Raw genomic sequence first — 19250 nt, 5'->3', positions numbered from 1 at the left:
GCGGCGAGCCCGTCTAGCTTGCCGCGCCTATCGCATCTTCGGATCACTCAGACCGGCACGTCTCCGAGGCTCACCCCGTGCTTGCCGACCCGAGTCGTCACTTTTTTCCGACCGCCTTGGCGAGCGCTTCGCCCTCTTCGGTGGCCGAGCGCACCGCGCGCTCCGCAATCCCCGTCATCGAGGTTGCGAGCTTCGTCATCTCGGCGGTGTAATCGCTCGCCGTGCGCTGCCAGAATTCGCCCCAAAGGCTCATCGCGCGCATCGGATCGGGCGTTTCCGCCAACTGGGTGACCATCTCCTGGTCGCGCTCGAAGCGGGTCTTCAGAAACTCGAGCAGCTCGATATTCTGCGCGATCATCGATTCCATCATCTTGAGCTGCGGTGCCATCACCGAGCTTACCGACCCCATATCGGGCACTGGCATGCAGCCAGCCATGTTCATCCCGGGTGCGGATTTCTTCTGTGCCATGTCAGCCTCCCTTGTGACTGGATGGCGCGAGCGTAGCATGGGTCCGGCGCACAGCGTTTGATTTGGAACAATCTTAGCGCGAAAAGCTTGGCTCAAGGCAAATGCCGAAAAATTGGGCCGAGAACGCGCGCCCGCGTATGCATTTCAAGCATTAGCGTAAGTGAAGGACCGATGGCCGAGCCGCTTCTGATCCCGCGCCCCGAGGGGCTCTATTGCCCTAGCGGCAATTTCTATATCGACCCGAGTCGCCCCGTGGCGCGCGCGCTGATCACGCACGGCCATGCCGATCACGCGCGCGCAGGCCACGGGCATGTGCTGGCCACGCGCCAGACGCTGGAGATCATGGCGATCCGCTATGGCAAGGATTTCGCGGGCCAGCGGCAAGCCTATGAGGGGCCGCTCTCCGTAGGCGGCGTGGATGTCAGCTTTCACCCGGCGGGACATGTGCTGGGCTCGGCGCAGATCGCGATCACGCATCGCGGGCAGCGGATCGTGGCGTCGGGCGATTACGCGCGCGTCTCGAACCCCTCCTGCGCGCCCTTCGAGCCGGTGCCCTGCGATACGTTCATTACCGAAGCGACCTTCGCGCTCCCGGTGTTCAAACATCCCGACCCGGCTGACGAGATGGCCAAGCTGATGGCTTCGATGCGCGCAGCCCCCGAGCGCCCGCATCTGGTGGGTGCCTATGCACTGGGCAAGGCGCAGCGGGTCATCATGCTGGCGCGCGAGGCGGGCTATGACGCGCCGATCTACATCCACGGAGCGCTGCAAAAACTCTGCGACTATCACATCGAGCAGGGCATCCCCTTGGGCGATCTGCGCCCCGCCACGATGGACAAGGCCGAGGCGCGGGCGCTGCGCGAGGCGCTGGTGATCGCGCCGCCCTCCGCCTTTTCCTCGCCTTGGGTGCAGCGCTTTGCCGATCCGGTGATCTCTTTTGCCTCGGGCTGGATGCAGATCCGCGCCCGTGCCCGCCAGCGCGGCGTCGAACTACCGCTGGTGATCTCGGACCATATCGACTGGGTGGACCTGACGCGCACCGTGCGCGAGGTCGATCCGTCCGAGCTATGGATCACCCATGGCCGCGAAGAGGCACTGATGCGCTGGGCCGAACTGGAGGGGCGCGTGGCTCGTCCGCTGCACCTCGTGGGCTATGAGGAGGAGCCGGAATGAAAGCCTTCGCGGTCCTTCTCGAACGGCTCGCCTTCACGCCGGGGCGCAATGCCAAGCTCGACGTGCTGGGTGATTACCTGCGCCATGCGCCCGACCCCGAGCGCGGCTATGCGCTGGCGGCGCTGACCGGAGAGCTGGAACTGGGCCGCGCGCAGCCTGCGGTCCTGCGCGCCATGGTGGGCGAGCGCGTCGATCCCGAGCTCTTCGCGCTGTCCTATGACTACGTGGGCGATCTGGCCGAGACGATCGCGCTGATCTGGCCGCAGGAGAACACCGCCCAGGACGTCGATCTGGTGGAAATCGTCGAGACCCTGCAGGACACGCCGAAAACCCGCGTCGGGCCGCTGATCGCGGGTTGGCTGGATCGGCTGGAGCCCTCGGAACGCTATGCGCTCTTGAAACTCGCGACCGGGGGGCTGCGCGTGGGCGTCTCGGCGCGGCTCGCGCGGGTGGCGCTGGCCTCGGTCGGCACGCCAGAGCTGGAGGAGATCGAGGAAATCTGGCACGGGCTCTCGCCGCCCTATCAGCCGCTTTTCGACTGGATCGAAGGCGGCGAGAAACCCGAGCGCGCGGGCTTTGCGCCGTTCCGGCCCGTGATGCTCTCGACGCCGACCGATCTCGACGCGCTGACCGATCTGCCGCCGGCCGATTTCGTCGCCGAGTGGAAATGGGACGGCATCCGGGTGCAGGCCGTGGCGGAGGGCGGCGAGCGGCGGCTCTATTCGCGCACCGGCGAGGATATCTCCGGCGCCTTTCCCGATGTGGTCGCGCATATGGCGTTCGAGGGCGCGCTCGATGGCGAGTTGATCGTGCGTCGCGGCGATCAGGTCGCGCCCTTCGGCGATCTGCAAAAGCGGCTGGGGCGGAAGTCTCCGGGCAAGGCGATGCTGGCTTCGCATCCGGCGGCGCTGCGCCTCTACGACATCCTGACCGAAGGCGAGGAGGACCTGCGCCCCCTGCCCTTCGAAACCCGCCGCACGCGGCTGGAGGCCTTCGTTGCCGATCTCAATCCTGAACGGTTCGACGTCTCGGAGTTGCTACCCTTCGAGACGTGGGATGACCTTGCGAGCCTACGCGAAGCGCCGCCCGAAGTGGTCATCGAGGGCGTAATGCTCAAACGCCGCGACACGCCCTATATGGCGGGCCGCCCCAAGGGGCCGTGGTTCAAGTGGAAACGCGATCCGCGCATCATCGATGCGGTGATCCTCTACGCTCAACGAGGGCATGGCAAACGCTCGGGCTTCTATTCCGATTTCACCTTCGGCGTCTGGGACGGTGACCGGCTCGTGCCCGTGGGCAAGGCCTATTCCGGCTTCACCGACGAGGAGCTGCGCAACCTCGACCGTTTCGTGCGCAATCACACCGTGGAACGCTTCGGCCCGGTGCGGTCCCTGTCGCCCGATCTGGTGGTGGAGGTCGCCTTCGAGGGGCTCAACCGCTCCACCCGGCACAAATCCGGCGTCGCGATGCGTTTCCCGCGCATCTCGCGCATCCGCTGGGACAAGCCCGCAGGCGAGGCCGACCGGATCGAGACGCTGCGCGCAATGCTGCCCGAGGTCGAGCAGCCCTAGCGGGTCAGCACATAGGACCCCGGCGCGTCGCAGAGCGGGCGATACTTGCGCCCCTTGCCCATGGGCGGCGGCGCGATCTCCTGCCCGTCGCCCGTCTTGCGCAGCCATTTCGCCCACGGCTCCCACCACGACCCTTCGCGGGGCGCGCATTCAGCAGCCCAGTCCGACGCGGAAGGATGCAGCATGCCGGGGCGGTGCTCCATCAAGCGATAGCTCGCGCGCGGCGCACCCGGCGGGCGCACGATCCCGGTATTGTGCCCGCCCGAGACCAGCGCGAAGGTGACGGCGCCCGGCAGCGACCATGTCAGCTTGAAGACCGAATGCCAGGGCGCGATGTGATCGGTCTGGGTCGCGACGGCGAAGACCGGCGTCTCGATATCCTGCAGGAAGACCGGCGTGCCGCGCGTGTCCATCCGCCCCTCGGCCAGATCGTTGTCGAGGAACAGCCGGCGCAGATATTGCGAATGCATCTTGTAGGGCATCCGCGTCGCGTCGTGGCTCCACGAGGCCATCGCGCCATCCGTCTCGCGCTCGCCCATCAGATAGGTATGAACCGCCTGCGACCAGATCAGGTCCTTCGATTTGAGCATGGTGAAGGTGCCCGCCATCGCGGTCTTGTCGAGATAGCCCTCCTCCCACATCATGTCTTCGATCAGGCTGAGCTGGTCTTCATTGGTGAAGAGGCTCAATTCCCCGGCTTCGGTGAAATCGACCTGCGCCGCCAGCATCGTCAGCGAGGCCAGCCGTTCGTCGCCATCGCGCGCCATCGCCGCCGCCGCGACCGACAGAAGCGTGCCGCCGAGGCAATAGCCCAGCCCGTGAACCTTCTCCGCCCCGGTGATCTCGCAGACCGCATCGAGCGCCGCCATCACGCCCTCTTCGCGGTAATCGTCGAAGCCCAGATCGCGATCGCCCTCGTCGGGGTTCTTCCACGAGATCGCGAAGACGGTGAAGCCTTGCCCCACGAGCCAGCGGATCAGCGAATTCGTCTCCTCCAGATCGAGGATGTAATATTTCATGATCCATGCCGGCACGATCAGCAGCGGCACCGAATGGACCTTCGGCGTGCTGGGCTCGTATTGCAGCAGCTCGATCAGATCGTTGCGCAGCACCACCTTGCCCGGCGTCAGCGCGACATCCATTCCCGGGATCAACGTGGGCTCCGGCTTGGTGTCGCCGGTCATCACCTTGAACGCATCCTCGCCCCAATAGCGCGCCCCGCGCATGAGGTTCACCCCGCCCTCCTTCAACGTCTGGGCAAGGACCAGCGGATTGGTCGCGATGAAATTCGTGGGCGACGCCATGTCGAGCCATTGCCGCGCGTAGAATTGCATCATCTGCTCGTGGCGTGCCTCGACCCCGCGCACATCGGTCGTGGCGTTGTGCCACCATTGCTGGGCATGGAGGAAACTCTGCGCATAGAGGGAATACGGGAACTGTTCCCAATCGGGCGCAGAGAACCGGCGATCCTGCGGCAGCGGCTCGAGCGGCTGCGCGCCCTCGTCGTCGCTCCGGTGCGGCGCCATCTCGCGCAACAGGTGCATCCATTTGCGGCCCGCTTTCCAGCACAGTTCGGCCTGCTTGCCGGGGCTGAGCGCAAGATGGGTCGCCCAATCGGAAAACGCGAGCCCGAGCGAAATCGGAGACAGCCCGCCCTCGGCCCGGCCCATCAGCGCGTGAGACAACCGATCGAGACGTTCGAACGAGGCCAGCGCCGCGCTGTGCTCCTCGGCCTGAGGCGTGTCGGCCTGTGCAGATTTGCCCGCAGCTTTCCCTGCGCCCTTGCGCGGTGGCGTTTTGTCTCCGGCCATATCCTTCATCCCGCAGCCTCCTAGCGTTGCGATTCCGCGCAGAACTTACCGCAAAAACGATGACAGCGGTTTGACCTGACGCAAGAGAACGCGCCCTCGCGACTCTTCACGCAAATAAGAGCCGATCTCACATGGGCGGGAGGCGCATGAAATATCGGAACTGAGGCATTGCTGCATCGGTTCACCCTGCACATCTCGAGACGCAAGGGCATAGGCGAGATGGCAAACCGGGACACGCCACCCCCGGGGACCGCTGTCCACTGCCGATGCCCCGCGACATACGGAAAGGCCGGGTTTTCTCTCTCCACCCCTCCCTGCCCGGGTTTCCGACCGACCTGCTTCCGGGTTCTCCTGTCTCTCTTGCCCGGAAGCAGGCCGCTTCACTCCCAACTCCCCGCCCCTCTCGGGCGGGGCTTTTCTTTGCCCGCTTTGCCTGCGCGATAGAGCACGCAAGCCTGCGCGCGGCCGCGGGGTGACTCCGTGCGCCTGCGTGCTAGCTATGCCGGTCATGTTGAGCAGGCTTCGAGACAATATCATTCCGCTGACGGTGGCGCTGTCGCTCCTGATGGAGCTGATCGACGCGACCGTTCTGGCGACCGCGATCCCGGTGATCGCGCGGGACCTGTCGGTGCCGGTGCTGTCGCTCAAGATGGCGATGGCGACCTATCTGATCGCGCTCGCAGCTTTCGTGCCGATCTCGGGTTGGATCGCGGACCGGATCGGGGCGCGGCGGACCTTTCTCGCGGCGATGGGCGTGTTTCTCGTGGCCTCGCTTCTTTGTGCGATCCAGACGAGCCTGACGGGGCTGGTGCTGGCCCGCGCACTGCAGGGCATCGGGGCCGCGATGATGAGCCCCGTGGGCCGGTTGATCGTGCTGCGCCACACCTCCAAGGAGGAGATGACCCGCGCGATGGTCTATGTCACCCTGCCCGCGCTGATCGGCCCGGCGCTGGGCCCCTTCGTGGGGGCGACGGTGACGACCTTCCTCGGCTGGCGCTCGATCTTCCTGATGAACCTGCCGCTGGGCGCACTGGCGATCTGGCTGACGCTACGCCACATGCCCGCCGACGGCCCGCCCGAGCCGAAACCGTTCGATTTCCCGGGATTCCTGCTGTCCGCCGTGGGGCTGGCGGCGGTGATGACCGGGTTCTCCGCGCTGGGCGAGCATATCCTGCCCTGGCAAGCAGCTGCGGGCCTCAGCGTCGCGGGTGTGGCGCTTCTGGTGCTCTACTGGCTCCGCGCGCGCAACACGGAGGAGCCACTTCTCGATCTGCGGCTGTTCCGGCACCGCACTTTCGATGTCTCGATCACCGGTGGGCTGATCTTCCGGCTGTCGAACGGGGCGATCTCACTGCTGCTGCCGCTGTTCTTCCAGCTCGGGCTCGGGGCCTCGGTGATGGTCTCGGGCGCGCTGACGGGTCTGAACGCGGTGGGCGCGGTCAGCCTGCGGACCTTCGTGCCGCGCATCCTCGACCGGTTCGGCTTCAAATGGGTGATGATCTGGGCGGCGGTGATCCGGGGCGCGACGATCTTCGGTTTTCTCACCGTGACGAGCATCCATGACTGGCAGCTGATCCCGCTTCTGCTGATCGGCGGCGCCGCGCAATCGGTCGTCTTCACCGCGATCAACTCCATCGGGTTCGCCGATCTCGATACGCGCGAGATGAGCCCTGCCACCGCGTTCACCGCGATGAGCCGTCAGGTCTCGCTCGCGCTCGGCATCGCGCTGGCGGGCGTCGTACTGGAGCTGACCGCAGGGTCGGCGGCGACCACCACCGGGGCCGAGGTGATCCCGATCCACGCCTTCCTCTGGGGCTTTGCGATTGCGGGCGCGACGGGGCCGCTCTCGGCGCTCTATTTCCTCCGCCTGCGCCGGGGCGATGCCGACGGGCTGCGCCGCAAACGCCGGACGGTGGAGCCCTACGGTTCGGCCAAGGAGCGCTTCCGCGCGCCGCAATCCAAGCAACGTGAACCAGCCGAATGAGCAGTGCTGCACCGGACCCGAAAAATCGGGGATGCGCAGGGCGTTAACCCGGTGTAGCGTGGCGCCATGATCAAGCTCGACCCCCGCGATATCGAAATTCTGCGCGTGCTGGCGCGCGAGGGCCGCATCACCAAGGCGGCGCTGGCCGAGAAGATCAACCTCTCGCCCACGCCCGCCTGGGACCGGCTGAAAAAGCTGGAGAAAGCGGGCCTGATCGCGGGCTATCGCGCGACCTTCAACCTCAAGAAGCTCGGGCCGCATGTGACGCTGTTCGTGGCCGCAGAACTGGCCGATCACACCGCCGCCAGTTTCCAGACCTTCGAGCGCTCGCTCGATCAGCACCCCGAGGTCGTGGGCTGCTGGGCTTTGGGCGGCGGATTCGACTATCTGATGCAGATCGTGACCCGCGACATCGACGCCTATCAGCGGCTCATCGACTCGATGCTGGACGCGCGGATCGGCATCGCGCGCTACTTCACCTATATCGTCACGAAAGAGGTGAAGAACGCCGCCATGCCCCCCTTCGACCTCTTCGCAGACCAAATGGACTGACGGACGGCGCTATTTCAGCCCAAATCCGGGGTGCGCGCAGTCCATTCGGACTATTACCCTGTGAAATCGGGCGCAGAGTGATCTCAACCAAGGAGGTCTCTCATGCTCGATACCGCCATTTCCGCCCGCCCCGATATCGCCGACAAGCGCCTGCTGCGCAGCTTTTCCTATGTGAACGGTCGCTGGATCGCGGGCGAGACGGGCGAGGTCATCCCCGTCACCAACCCCGCCAATGCCGAACGTCTGGGCGATATCACCACGCTCAACCGCAGCCAGTCGCGCGCGGCGGTCGATGCCGCCCAAGCCGCCTTTCTCGACTGGTCGATGACGCTGCCGCAGGAACGCTCCGCCATTCTGCGCCGCTGGTTCGACCTGATCATCGAGGCGAAGGACGATCTGGCGCGGATCATGGTGCTCGAACAGGGCAAACCGCTCAGCGAAGCCCTAGGCGAGATCGACTACGCGGCGAGCTTCATCGAATATTACGCCGAAGAGGCCAAGCGGCCGAATATCGAGGGCGTCACCTCGCATCTGCACGACGCCGAGGTGGAGCTGTGGCTCGAACCCGTGGGCGTCGTGGGCCTCGTCACGCCGTGGAACTTCCCCGCCGCGATGCTGGCGCGCAAGGCCGCCGCCGCGATTGCCGCGGGCTGCACCGTCGTCGCGCACCCCTCGCATGAGACGCCCTATTCGGCGCTGGCGCTGGCGGAACTGGCCGAGCGCGCGGGTCTGCCCGCAGGCGTGTTCAACGTGCTGACCGGCCATGCGCCCGAAATCGTCGAGCCGTGGTGCGACGACACCCGCGTCCGCGCGCTCTCCTTCACCGGCTCGACCGAAGTGGGCCGCCTGCTCTATCGCCAATCGGCTCAGACCGTGAAACGGCTGGTCCTCGAACTGGGCGGCCATGCCCCGGTGATCGTCTTCAAGGGGGCCGATCTCGATCAAGCCGTCGAGGAAGTCATCAAGGCGAAATTCGCAACCTCCGGCCAAGACTGCCTCGGCGCGAACCGGATCTATGTCGAGCGTCCTGTCTATGACGAATTCTGCCACCGCTTCACCGAGGCCACGCAGGCGCTCAGCGTGGGCATCGGCATGGAGGACCCCGATATCGGCCCGCTGATGAACGAAAAGGCCGTGGCCAAACAGGAGGAGCACGTGGCCGACGCGCTCGCAAAAGGCGCGAAACTGGCCTGCGGTGGCAAGCGGCTCGATCGTGGCCCGCTGTTCTTCGCGCCCACCGTGCTGACCGACGTGCCTGATAATGCCAAGATCATGCACGAAGAGACTTTCGGCCCGGTCGCTCCGATCACCGTCTTCGACACGGAAGAAGAGGTCTTCGCCAAAGCCAACGCGACCGAATACGGCCTCGTCGCCTACGTCCACAGCCAGAACCCGAAACGCATCTACCGCGCCACCCGCGCGCTGCAATTCGGCATGGTCGCGGTCAACCGCACCAAGGTCACCGGCGCGCCGATCCCGTTCGGCGGCATGAAGCAATCGGGCTTGGGCCGCGAAGGCTCGCGTCGCGGAATGGAAGAGTTCATGGAAATCAAATACGTCTGTCGCGACTGGGGTTAACTCCCCCGCCCGCCCGGACGCCCAAGACAAGAAGAAGGAGAGAAAATTGCTGACCAATGACCAACTCGACAAGTGGGATCGCGAAAGCTTCTTCCACCCCTCGACGCATCTCGCCCAGCACGCGCGCGGCGAGTCCCCCAACCGCATCGTCACCGGCGGCAAGGGCGTGTTCATCGAGGATCGCGACGGCAACAAGCTGCTCGACGCCTTTGCGGGCCTCTACTGCGTGAACGTGGGCTACGGGCGCACCGAGATCTCCGAGGCCATCGCCGAGCAGGCGAAGGAGCTGGCCTATTACCACGCCTATGTCGGCCACGGCACGGAAGCCTCGATCACGCTGGCGCATATGGTCCTCGACCGTGCGCCCGATCACATGTCGAAGGTCTATTTCGGCCTGTCGGGCTCGGATGCGAACGAGACCAACATCAAGCTGGTCTGGTATTACAACAACATCCTGAACCGCCCCGAGAAGAAGAAGATCATCTCGCGCTGGCGCGGCTATCACGGCTCAGGCCTGATGACCGGTTCTCTGACGGGTCTGGAACTGTTCCACAAGAAGTTCGACCTGCCGCTGAGCCAGGTCGTCCACACCGAGGCACCCTATTACTTCCGCCGCCCCGATGAGGCGATGTCGGAAGAGGCCTTCACCGCCTATTGCGCGTCCGAGCTGGAGCAGCTGATCGAACGCGAAGGCCCAGACACCATCGCCGCCTTCATCGGCGAGCCGGTTCTGGGCACCGGTGGCATCGTGCCCCCGCCGGCCGGTTACTGGGAAGCGATCCAGAAGGTGCTGAACAAATACGACATCCTGCTGATCGCCGATGAAGTCGTGACCGGCTTCGGGCGTCTGGGTGCTATGTTCGGCTCGGATCACTACGGCATGAAGCCCGACCTGATCACCATCGCGAAAGGCCTGACCTCGGCCTATGCGCCGCTCTCGGGCACGATTGTGAGCGACAAGATGTGGAAAGTGCTCGAGCAAGGCACCGACGAGAACGGCCCGATCGGTCACGGCTGGACCTACTCGGCGCACCCGATCGGGGCGGCGGCCGGTGTCGCGAACCTCGAACTGATCGACAAGCTGGGCCTCGTCGAGAATGCGGGCTCGGTCGGCAAATACCTCAATGACCAGATGCGCGCCGCCATCGGCGAGCACGCGAATGTCGGCGATATCCGCGGCGAAGGGATGCTCTGCGCGGTGGAATTCATGGCCGATCGCGACAACCGCAGCTTCTTCGACGCCTCCGACAAGATCGGCGCGAAGATCGCGGGCGCGATGGTCGAGCGTGGCGTGATCGGGCGCGCGATGCCGCAGGGCGACATCCTCGGCCTTGCCCCGCCGCTGTGCCTCACCGAGGCGGAGGCCGACAAGATCGTCGAAGTCACCGCCGATGCCGTGAAATCGGTTCTGGGCTAAGGCCCCTCGGCAGGGGTCGTCTTACGAGGCGAACCCTGCCAGCCATTCGGCAATCGCCGCGCGGCTGTCTGCATCGGGCGAATGGTGACGCACCATGAAACCGTCGAACCAGTCGCGCCGCGCCTCGGGCGTTTGCATATCTGCAGTCCAGTCGATCTTTGCGACCATCCTGACAGCATCGCGATGACAGCGCCCGCAGGATTGCGCAAAAAGCTGCGCGGGATCGGTCTCGGCCAAGGCGGCCCCGGCCCAGATTGTCAGAAAAACAGTCAAAAAGACGCGCATCACGCCCTCCCGAGAAACTCCAGAACCGAACGCGCCGCGCGCAGACCGGGCGGCTCGCCGCCCTCGCCCAAACGGCGCATCACCTCTTCCATCGCGACCATCTGCTCGTCTCGGGCCGCGTCTTCTTCCAGCAATTCCAGCATCTTCGCCGAGATGTCACGCGGCTTGCAGTCGGGCCCGAGGAATTCCGGGATCACCCGCGTCTCGGAGACCAGATTGACCAGCGTCACCGTGTCGACCTTGAGCATCCGCGAGATCACGTGCCAGGTCAGGAAATTCGCGTCATAGGCGATCACCATCGGCACCCGGTTCGCCGCCAGCTCCAGACTGACCGTGCCCGAGGCCGCCAGCGCGATATCGGCGGCGGCAAAGGCCGCGCGCTTGTCATCGGCATTCTCGACCACGATCGGCGCGACCGGCCAGCGCGCCGTCATCTCGCGCACCATCGGCGCGACGCCCCGCACCGTCGGCAGCACCACCCGCAGCCCCGGCTCGCGGTCGCGCAGCTGCATCAGCGCCTCGTCGAAGCGCGCCCCAAGCCGCTTGACCTCGCCGCGCCGCGAGCCCGGCAGACACAGCGCGAGCGGTTGGTCTTCGCCGATCATATGGGTCTCGCGGAAGGCAGCGGCATCGGCCCCGGTCGCGCGCGGTTCGGCCACGACGGGATGGCCCACAAAATCGCAGCTCATCCCGGCGGCTTCCATATAGGGCGGCTCGAAGGGCAGCAGCGCGAGGACATGATCGACCACCTGCGCCATCTTCGCCGCGCGCCCCGGACGCCACGCCCAGACCGACGGCGCGACATAGTGGATCACCTTGAGATCAGAGCGCTTTTCCTTCACCAGCCGTGCCACGCGGAGGCAGAAATCGGGGCTGTCGATGGTGATCAGCGCTTCGGCACCGCTCTCGATCACATGATCCGCCGTCTCGGCGATGCGCCGTTTCAGATGGCGGTATTTCGGCAGGACCTCCATAAGCCCCATGACCGACAGTTCTTCCATCGGGAAAAGGCTGGTCAGCCCCTGTGCGCCCATTTCCTCGCCGCCGATGCCGGACCAGTCCACGCCCGGCGCAAGCCCGTTGATCCCCGCCATCAGGGCGCCGCCGAGCTTGTCGCCCGATGCCTCGCCCGCGATGACGTAGAGCCTCATGACGCTCGCGCCCAAAGAAAGAGGCCCGCTGCCTCGGCGGCCTCGATGACCGCGTCGCGGTCCAAGAGCATCACGCCGCCCGCCTCGAAAGCGATCCCTGAAAGGCCAGCGGCGGCGGCGTTCTTGACCGTCTCGACGCCGATGGCAGGCAGATCGGCACGACGGTCCTGATCGGGTTTCGGCGCCTTGTAGAAGACCCCTTTCACCGCTTTAAGATCGCCGCGCAAGCCTTTGTGGTGCTGCACGAATTCCAGCATCGCATCGGTACCCGGCAGGGTCTCGACCGCAAGGCAAAGCCCGCGCCCGACGACCGCGCCCTGACCGATATCCGACGCCCCAAGCGCGGCCACGATTTCGGCCCCACGCTCGGCGTCTTCTTCGTCCACGACGGACGGCTTGCCGCACAGTACGCCCGCCTCGGGCAGCAGCGCGGGCGCGATCTCATGCGCGCCCACGACCTCTAGATCGAACTCCTCGAAGACTTCGATCACCGCGCGCAGCGTCGCATCGTCGCCTGCCTGCATCGCCATCGCGAGCCGCGGCACCAGCTGCGCCGAGCGGGGATCGAACTGCTCGGGATCGATTGCCGGACGCTGCATCGCGCCTGCGAACACCACCCGCTCGATCCCGCGATCGGCCAGTTCGTCGAGAAACGGCACCAGACGCTCGATCCGAAAGCGCAGATGCTCGCCGTCCAGATCGCAAGGCGCCCCGATCATTTCGCAAACCAGAATATCCGGTGCGGCCTCGGTCAGGATCGCAGGCAGACGGCCAGCCCCGGCGATCAGCGCGGTATGCGTGCCCCCGCTCATTTGCCGGGCGTCAGGAAGCTGCGGTCGGACGGACCGAGGATGAAATCGAGCACTTCGCGCGCCAATTCGCCCTCGACGCCCTCTTCCGAGAGGGTTCGCGCGCTTTCGCGGAAGCTGCCCTGACCGAGCGCCTCGACGGTTTTACGCAGCGACGTGATTTCCTCGCGCGGCGTGCCACGACGCTTCAGCCCCACGAGGTTCAACCCTTCGAGCCCCGCGCGCGGTCCTGCCACCAAGGCATGCGGGATCACATCCGCCGTCACCATCGACAGCGCACCGATGATCGCGCCGCGCCCGATCCGGACGAACTGGTGCACGCCCGACAGACCGCCGACGATGACGTCATCCTCGAGCTGACAATGCCCCGCGAGCGCCACGGAATTCACAAGGATCACACGGTCGCCGATCTTGCAGTCATGCCCGACATGGCAGGACGACATGAACAGCCCTTCATCACCCACCTGAGTGAGCCCGCCGCCGCCATCCGTCCCGGTGTTCATCGTGACGTATTCGCGGATGCGGTTGCGCTTGCCGATCTTGAGCCGCGTCTTCTCGCCCTTGAATTTGAGATCCTGCGGGATCTGCCCCAGTGAGGCGAAGGGAAAGATCTGCGTCTCCTCGCCGATCTCCGTCGCACCCTGCAGCACGACATGGCTTTGCAGCGAGACGCCCCGGCCCAGCACGACCTCGGGGCCGACCACGCAGAACGGGCCGATCCGGCAGTCCGGACCGATCACCGCGCCGGTTTCGATCACCGCGGACGCGTGGATCTGCGCGCTTGGGTCAATGCTCATGCATTCAGCCCTGAAGGTCCATCATGGCGGTGAACTCGGCTTCGGCAGCCAATTCACCATTCACCGTACCCCGGCCTTCGAATTTCCAAATCTTGCCGCCGCCGCGCTTCACGGTGACATGCAGTTCGAGCACGTCGCCCGGCACCACCTTGCGGCGGAACTTGCACTTGTCGATGCCCATGAAATAGGTCAGCAGCGGCTTGTCGATCACGTCGAGCGAAATCCCCACCACCACGGCAGAGGTCTGCGCCATCGCCTCGACGATGGTGACGCCGGGCATGATCGGCTCTTCCGGGAAATGGCCCTGGAAATGCGGCTCGTTCGCGGTGACGTTCTTGATGCCGACCGCGCCCTTGTTCGGGACAATGTCGCGCACCTTGTCGATCAGCAGGAACGGATAACGATGCGGAATGATGCGCTTGATGAGCGACAGATCGGCTTCGGTATAGGGGGCGGGTTCGGTCATGAGCTGTCCTCGTTCTTGGGCGCACTGCGCCTGCGGCGGTATCAATTTGCCGCATCACGCGATCATCGCTTTTGGATTGTTGCTAGCAATCGCGGCCCCGCTTGGCAAGCAGCGCGCGTCTGCTATTGCGCTGGTGCGGTGTCGGTCGGCGCAACCTGATTGTTATCTTCGACCGGCAGACCAAGCGGCAGCCCCGGCGCATCTCGTGTCGCGCCGTCGAGCGTGGAATTGCCGCCCGATTTGCCTGCGGAGTTGGGGCTGCTGTCGACAAATACACCCGCCTCGCCGCTTTGATCCGGGTCTGCGCCGCTTGACGATTGGCCCGAAGCGGGCTGGTTCGAACCAGGCTGGTCCGGCGTCGCGGGCGCACCTCGAGCCGCATCCGCCGAGTTCCCGTTCGACGTCGGCGGAACCAACGGCGTCACGCGCCCGGCCCCGTCACCGATTTCCTTGTCGACCCGCGCGCCCAGTTCGGACGTTACATCGGCCTGCGCGAGCCCGCGAATGATCGCGCGGGAATCGAGCACCACGACTGCGCCGCGCGCCTTCAGCACCTCGTCGAGCAGCGGCACCACGGTCTGCACGAAGGTCTGGTGTTCCTGATTCAACTGGCGCTGGATCGCATCGGCCTTGGCCTTCTGGGCCTTGCGGATATCGGTCGCCCGCGTGTCGAAGGCATCGGCGGCTTGCTGGAACTCATCCGAGGGCATCGTCAGCCGCTCCTCGGTGAGCTTGCGCTCTTCCGCCTCGAGCTGACTGGCGATCCGGTCGTTTTCCTTGCGCAGCGCGCTCGAAGCGGCCTCGATCTCGGATTGCACCCGCTTGCCCCACAGCGAGTTGTCGTAGAGCCGCTCCCAATCGAGGGTGAGGACCGCGCTTTGCTGGACGCGCGGCCCGGCTGCGGGCGCCTGCGTGTGGGGCGTCTGCACCGCCGATTGCGCGACAGCCGCGCCGGGCCCGAAGGCCAGCGCGGCTGCAATGAAGGAAGCGGTGACGCTGCTCAGACGCATCGCGCGCCCTTAGAACTGCGTGGAAAGCGACAGATCGAAGTTCTGGGTCTTGTCGTAGCTTTCTTTCTTGATCGCCCGCGAGAAGTTCAGACGCAGCGGACCGATCGCGGATTTCCAGAAGATCGAGACACCGACCGCCGAGCGGACATGCATCGAGTCGTCGACTTCGTTGCCGCCGGTCCCGGTCGTGTCGTCCAGACCCCAGACCGAGCCCACGTCCCAGAACACGCCGCCGGTGATGCCGTATTCCTCGGGCAGACCGATCGGGAATTCCGCTTCGACCTTGCCGACCCAGTAGTAATTGCCGCCGAGCGCGTCGGTATTGCCCGCATTGAGGTCACGCGGACCGATGCCGTAGCTCTCGAAGCCGCGGATCTGGCTGCCCGAGAAGCGTTGCAGGATCGTCGAACCGTCTGTGGCATCGACCGCGCCGCCTTCGAGCGAGGCGCGCAACGTCGCTTCCTCGTTGAAGATCTTGCGCTCGCCGACGATCTTCGCGGTGGTCTGGCCGCCTTTCACGTCGCCGCCGACGCCCCAGAACTGCTGATCGACGTTGAACCGCCAGGTGAAGCGCGGGTCGATCTGTTCGCGCGCGGTATCATAGCTGTAGCGCAGACCCGGGCCGCTGTAACGCTGCGTGCCCTTGTCGGCTTCTTCGTTCAGCAGGATTGCCGAGGAGTCGCTCGGCACGTTGTTCAACGTGTCTTCGCCGATCTTGTAGCTCACCTGCAGACGGCCGCGCTCGGAGACCGGGAATTCCAGTGCCGGCTCGACGCTGATGCGGCGCGTGTCGTAAGCGGTGTTCGACGCCGAGCTCGAGGTCGCATAGGCGGCCGAGAACTTCAGCGCCACGTCACGTCCGAGGAACGCCGGCTCGATGAACCGGAAGCTGGAGCTGTTATTGTCCTTGGTCGTGCCGATCGACACGCCGAGATACTGCCCGCGACCGAGGAAGTTCTTCTCTTCCAACGAGGCGTTGAAACCGATCCCGTCCGAATTCGAATAGGAGGCGCCGAAACCAAGCGAGCCGGTGGGCTGCTCTTCGACATTCACGTCCACCACGACCTGATCGGAGCTGCTGCCCGGCTTCGTGTTCACGTCGACCGACTTGAAGTAGCCGGTGCCGCGGATGCGGTCGGCGGCGTTCGAGATCTCACGCGGGTTGTAGGGGTCGCCTTCAACCGTCCGGAACTCGCGCCGGACCACCCGGTCGAGCGTCGCGGTGTTGCCCTCGATGTCGATGCGCTGCACGAAGACGCGCGGGCCACGGACCAGCACGAAATCGACATTGACCGACTGCGTGCGCGGGTCCTGGGTGATGCGCGGCTCGACGCGGGCGAATTGGATGCCCTTCTTGATCGCAAGCTGCTCCATCCGGGTCACGGCCAGTTCGATCGCTTTCGGCGAGAAGGTCTGCCCTTGGCGGATCTTGGTAAGCGGCGCGAAATCGTCAGGCGCGACCCCGTCGATCTCGGATGTCGTGTTGATCGAGTTGAAGTGGTATTTCTGCCCTTCGATGATGTTGAAGGTCATGAAGAACGCATCGCGCTGGCGCGACATCTGCGAGGACACACCGGTGACCTGCACATTCTTGTAGCCACGCGCCTGATAGAAATCGATCAGCTTCTGACGGTCCACCGGGATCCGGTTCGCGTTGAACGTGTCGTTCTTCACGAAAGTGCGGAAGATCCCCGCCTGCTTCGTCTCGAGCACCTGACGCAGACGACGGTCCGAATAGGAGCGGTTGCCGGTGAAGGTCACACGCTCGATCGAGGTGACCTTGCCTTCCTTGATCTCGAAGGCGACGTCGACGCGGTTATTGTCGCGGCGAATGACCTTCGGCACGACGCGGGCGGCCATGCGGCCATCCTCGGAATAGGCGCGCGCCAGACGCTGGGCGTCGGCTTCGATCTGGGCGGGATTGTAGACGCGGTTCGGCTTCGCCTGAATGATCGTGGCGAGCTGCTCGTCCTTGATGATCTTGTTGCCTTCGAAATTGATCACGCTGATCGTCGGATATTCGGTCACGGCGATCTTGAGCGTGTTGCCCTGCGGCGTGATCGCCACATTCTCGAACAGGCCGGAATTCGTCAAACGCTGGTAAGCGGCATTGAGATCGGCGGCGGTGACGGCCTGATTACGGGCGATTCTGGCGAAGGACAGAATCGTCGCCGCGTCGACGCGCTCGTTACCGGTGATCACCACCTGGGAGAAACTGTATTGCTGCGCCTGAGCGATCACGGGAACCGCAAGGCAACTCATTGCAACTGCTGGAAATACTACGCTGGCCCGCAGTGCCTTTCGCGTCGCACAGAGTCTCAGCATAGTTTGCACGCTCATAGACATCGCCCTCTCCCGCCGGAAGTTCACTTTTTCCCTTTGATAAGGGTCGTACCGAAGGGCGTAAGCGATGTCAAAGCTGGGATGGGGGCTCAGACCCGAGATTTTGTGGAGCGCGATCATCTTGCCACGAAAGAAAGGGCCGCGAAGGCGGCCCCGGGATCGAAGATGAACGGGTTTTGCGGGCGTTTCGTGCCCTTTTCGGACCGGCTCAGATGCGCTGGAAGCTGGAAGCGTCGCCGCCGAGAATGTCGATCAATTGAATGCCGATCAGCGCCGCGCCGAACAGCGCGACCAGAACCGCTGCGATGAACAGCAGCCGATCCCCGACGATTTCCACCAACGGGCGAAGTTCGCGATAGTGATGCGCGATGATCTCGGACATGAGCGGTCTCCTTCGCGCGATTTGCGCTAAGAGTTCCCTACCCTGTCTTCATGACCGCATTGCGAGGCAATTGTGGCGAAATCTGGGCCGCCACCGCCGTCACGGCCCCGCTCAGCAGGTCAGATCGTTCCACAGCCCGAAGACCATCAGCGTCAGCACCAGCGCCAGCCCGATCGACATGAAGACGTTCATCAGCTGATCGGAGGGCGGCTTGCCCGTGATCGCCTCGTAGAGGTGGAACATCAGATGCCCGCCATCGAGCACCGGGATCGGGAAGAGGTTCAGGAAGCCCACCGCCGTCGAGAGCACCGCAATGAACCAGATGAAATCGAGCACGCCCGATTTCGCCGCCGCCGCCGAGGTCTCGGCAATGCGCAGCGCGCCGGTCAGGTTACAGCTCGAAATCCGCTGCGCGATCATCGCCTGAATGCCCGAGACCGATTGCGTGATGATGCCCCAGGTCTGTCTTGCACCGCCCAGCAGCGCATCGACCGGACCGACCGATTGCGTCACCGGCTCGAACATGAACGAACCCGTCGCCCCGATCAGGAAGCGCGTCTCGAACTGCCCGTCGCCCACCGGCAGATCGGTGCGGCGCGGCGCCAGCGTCACGGAGAAGGTCTCGCCGCCATCGCCCTCGGGCCGCCAGATATCGAGCGAGACCGCCTTGCCCTCGCCCGCCTTCACCGCGTCCTGCAGATCGACGAAGCGATAGACCGGCTTGCCGTCGATCGCGGTGATCACATCGCCCGCGCGCAGCCCGGCATCATAGGCGGCAGAGCCCGGCTGAACGCCTGCAAACCGCGCCGGGAAAAGTTGCGGCCCCGTCGCGTCGGTTTTGCTGCCGTCGCGGGTCACGGTGTAATCGAGCGTCGGCCCTGCGGGCAGCTGATCGACCACATCGGAGAGCGCCTGATAATCCGGCGTAGGCTTGCCCGCCACCGCATCGATTACGTCGCCCTGCTGCAGATCGCCCGAGCCGCCGGGCAGCGCCACGACAGTCTGGATCGCGGGCGTGTCGGTCGCCTGCCCCGTCCAGAGGCTCAGCCCCGCGATCACGCAGATCGACAGGATGAAGTTGAAGACCGGCCCGGCCGCCACGGTGGCCGCGCGTGCCCAAAGCGGCGCGCCATGCATCGTGTGGCGGCGTTCCTCGGGGCTCAGATGGGCCATTTCCTCGGAATCGACCCCGGCAGAGGCCGCATTCGCATCGCCCAGAAACTTGACGTAGCCGCCAAGCGGCACGGCGGCGATCTGCCAGCGCGTGCCATGCTTGTCGACGCGGCTGATCAGCTTCGGCCCGAAGCCGAGCGAGAAGACCTCCGCCTTGATCCCGGAAATCCGCCCGATGATGTAATGGCCGTATTCATGCACCGCGACGATGATCGAGAGCGCGACGACGAAGGCCACCACGGTATAGAGCAGATTGCCGAATTGGGGCAGCAGGTCCAA

General features: G+C 65.0%; 17 protein-coding genes. 6 read left to right on the top strand and 11 right to left on the bottom strand.

The genetic code is table 11. The features are described 5' to 3' along the window. Positions 1–97 precede the first annotated feature (97 nt). Entirely contained in the window at positions 98–469 is a 372-nt protein-coding gene (locus BMI85_RS11430; protein WP_165756948.1) for a phasin family protein, read from the bottom strand. 171 nt (positions 470–640) lie between these two features. Here BMI85_RS11430 and BMI85_RS11425 point away from each other — a divergent pair, with 171 nt between their 5' ends. Continuing rightward, positions 641–1642 (top strand): ligase-associated DNA damage response exonuclease, encoded by a 1002-nt coding sequence (locus tag BMI85_RS11425; protein ID WP_078601369.1) that lies wholly within the window; start codon positions 641–643, stop codon positions 1640–1642. Further along, a complete protein-coding gene (locus BMI85_RS11420) occupies positions 1639–3213 on the top strand; it encodes a cisplatin damage response ATP-dependent DNA ligase (RefSeq protein ID WP_078601368.1) in 1575 nt (524 codons plus the stop codon). Before BMI85_RS11425 ends, BMI85_RS11420 begins: the two co-directional genes overlap by 4 nt. On the opposite strand, the gene BMI85_RS11415 is transcribed toward BMI85_RS11420, so the two are convergent. Next, a complete protein-coding gene (locus tag BMI85_RS11415; RefSeq protein ID WP_078601574.1) occupies positions 3210–5024 on the bottom strand; it encodes an alpha/beta fold hydrolase in 1815 nt (604 codons plus the stop codon). The two genes, BMI85_RS11420 and BMI85_RS11415, sit on opposite strands and share 4 nt — an antisense overlap. 508 nt (positions 5025–5532) lie before the next feature. On the opposite strand from BMI85_RS11415, the gene BMI85_RS11410 reads away from it, so the two are divergent. From BMI85_RS11410 to BMI85_RS11395, 4 genes are all read left to right on the top strand, one after another. Continuing rightward, positions 5533–7008, top strand: coding sequence for an MFS transporter (locus BMI85_RS11410; RefSeq protein ID WP_210402345.1), 1476 nt, complete (start codon positions 5533–5535; stop codon positions 7006–7008). 69 nt (positions 7009–7077) lie between these two features. After that, positions 7078–7560 (top strand): Lrp/AsnC family transcriptional regulator, encoded by a 483-nt coding sequence (locus BMI85_RS11405; protein ID WP_075775114.1) that lies wholly within the window; start codon positions 7078–7080, stop codon positions 7558–7560. Positions 7561–7662: 102 nt separating this feature from the next. Further along, positions 7663–9138: an NAD-dependent succinate-semialdehyde dehydrogenase gene (locus tag BMI85_RS11400; RefSeq protein ID WP_078601366.1), complete on the top strand. Its 1476-nt coding sequence runs from the start codon at positions 7663–7665 to the stop codon at positions 9136–9138. 46 nt (positions 9139–9184) lie between these two features. Further along, a complete protein-coding gene (locus BMI85_RS11395) occupies positions 9185–10555 on the top strand; it encodes an aspartate aminotransferase family protein (protein ID WP_078601365.1) in 1371 nt (456 codons plus the stop codon). Positions 10556–10576: 21 nt separating this feature from the next. Here the strand turns inward: BMI85_RS11395 and BMI85_RS11390 are convergent, their stop codons facing one another. The 9 genes from BMI85_RS11390 to rseP form a co-directional block, all read right to left on the bottom strand. Continuing rightward, a complete protein-coding gene (locus BMI85_RS11390; protein WP_078601364.1) occupies positions 10577–10840 on the bottom strand; it encodes a hypothetical protein in 264 nt (87 codons plus the stop codon). Beyond that, complete coding sequence (gene lpxB / locus BMI85_RS11385) at positions 10840–11991, bottom strand: lipid-A-disaccharide synthase (RefSeq protein WP_078601363.1); 1152 nt, start codon at positions 11989–11991, stop codon at positions 10840–10842. Before lpxB ends, BMI85_RS11390 begins: the two co-directional genes overlap by 1 nt. After that, a complete protein-coding gene (gene lpxI, locus BMI85_RS11380; protein ID WP_078601362.1) occupies positions 11988–12803 on the bottom strand; it encodes a UDP-2,3-diacylglucosamine diphosphatase LpxI in 816 nt (271 codons plus the stop codon). The genes lpxB and lpxI overlap by 4 nt, the downstream gene beginning before the upstream one ends. After that, entirely contained in the window at positions 12800–13597 is a 798-nt protein-coding gene (lpxA, locus tag BMI85_RS11375; protein WP_078601361.1) for an acyl-ACP--UDP-N-acetylglucosamine O-acyltransferase, read from the bottom strand. The genes lpxI and lpxA overlap by 4 nt, the downstream gene beginning before the upstream one ends. A 4-nt stretch (positions 13598–13601) precedes the next feature. Beyond that, entirely contained in the window at positions 13602–14063 is a 462-nt protein-coding gene (gene fabZ, locus BMI85_RS11370) for a 3-hydroxyacyl-ACP dehydratase FabZ (RefSeq protein ID WP_078520753.1), read from the bottom strand. Positions 14064–14185: 122 nt separating this feature from the next. Beyond that, positions 14186–15073: an OmpH family outer membrane protein gene (locus BMI85_RS11365; RefSeq protein WP_078601360.1), complete on the bottom strand. Its 888-nt coding sequence runs from the start codon at positions 15071–15073 to the stop codon at positions 14186–14188. 9 nt (positions 15074–15082) lie between these two features. After that, positions 15083–17335 carry an outer membrane protein assembly factor BamA gene (bamA, locus tag BMI85_RS11360; RefSeq protein ID WP_143595060.1) on the bottom strand — a complete coding sequence of 751 codons (2253 nt, stop codon included), beginning with the start codon at positions 17333–17335 and terminating at the stop codon, positions 15083–15085. Positions 17336–17624: 289 nt separating this feature from the next. Next, positions 17625–17798, bottom strand: a complete 174-nt coding sequence (locus BMI85_RS21430) for a hypothetical protein (RefSeq protein ID WP_166741394.1) — start codon at positions 17796–17798, stop codon at positions 17625–17627. A 111-nt stretch (positions 17799–17909) separates the two neighbouring features. After that, a complete protein-coding gene (gene rseP / locus BMI85_RS11355) occupies positions 17910–19250 on the bottom strand; it encodes an RIP metalloprotease RseP (protein ID WP_246831907.1) in 1341 nt (446 codons plus the stop codon).

The sequence above is a fragment of the Thioclava sp. DLFJ4-1 genome (assembly GCF_002020145.1).
In the GTDB taxonomy this organism is placed as follows: domain Bacteria; phylum Pseudomonadota; class Alphaproteobacteria; order Rhodobacterales; family Rhodobacteraceae; genus Thioclava; species Thioclava sediminum.
Note: the sequence above shows the minus strand (reverse complement) of the source record. Positions and strands in the feature narration are given on the sequence as shown.

Bases quoted from the DNA above. Each gene is read 5' to 3' on its own strand.
- bamA (WP_143595060.1), bottom strand. From the start codon at position 17,335: ATGAGTTGCCTTGCGGTTCCCGTGATCGCTCAGGCGCAGCAATACAGT.
- BMI85_RS11410 (WP_210402345.1), top strand. From the start codon at position 5,533: ATGTTGAGCAGGCTTCGAGACAATATCATTCCGCTGACGGTGGCGCTG.
- BMI85_RS11430 (WP_165756948.1), bottom strand. From the start codon at position 469: ATGGCACAGAAGAAATCCGCACCCGGGATGAACATGGCTGGCTGCATG.
- lpxI (WP_078601362.1), bottom strand. From the start codon at position 12,803: ATGAGCGGGGGCACGCATACCGCGCTGATCGCCGGGGCTGGCCGTCTG.
- lpxB (WP_078601363.1), bottom strand. From the start codon at position 11,991: ATGAGGCTCTACGTCATCGCGGGCGAGGCATCGGGCGACAAGCTCGGC.
- BMI85_RS11420 (WP_078601368.1), top strand. From the start codon at position 1,639: ATGAAAGCCTTCGCGGTCCTTCTCGAACGGCTCGCCTTCACGCCGGGG.
- fabZ (WP_078520753.1), bottom strand. From the start codon at position 14,063: ATGACCGAACCCGCCCCCTATACCGAAGCCGATCTGTCGCTCATCAAG.
- BMI85_RS11365 (WP_078601360.1), bottom strand. From the start codon at position 15,073: ATGCGTCTGAGCAGCGTCACCGCTTCCTTCATTGCAGCCGCGCTGGCC.
- BMI85_RS11415 (WP_078601574.1), bottom strand. From the start codon at position 5,024: ATGGCCGGAGACAAAACGCCACCGCGCAAGGGCGCAGGGAAAGCTGCG.
- BMI85_RS21430 (WP_166741394.1), bottom strand. From the start codon at position 17,798: ATGTCCGAGATCATCGCGCATCACTATCGCGAACTTCGCCCGTTGGTG.
- BMI85_RS11400 (WP_078601366.1), top strand. From the start codon at position 7,663: ATGCTCGATACCGCCATTTCCGCCCGCCCCGATATCGCCGACAAGCGC.
- lpxA (WP_078601361.1), bottom strand. From the start codon at position 13,597: ATGAGCATTGACCCAAGCGCGCAGATCCACGCGTCCGCGGTGATCGAA.
- BMI85_RS11390 (WP_078601364.1), bottom strand. From the start codon at position 10,840: ATGCGCGTCTTTTTGACTGTTTTTCTGACAATCTGGGCCGGGGCCGCC.
- BMI85_RS11425 (WP_078601369.1), top strand. From the start codon at position 641: ATGGCCGAGCCGCTTCTGATCCCGCGCCCCGAGGGGCTCTATTGCCCT.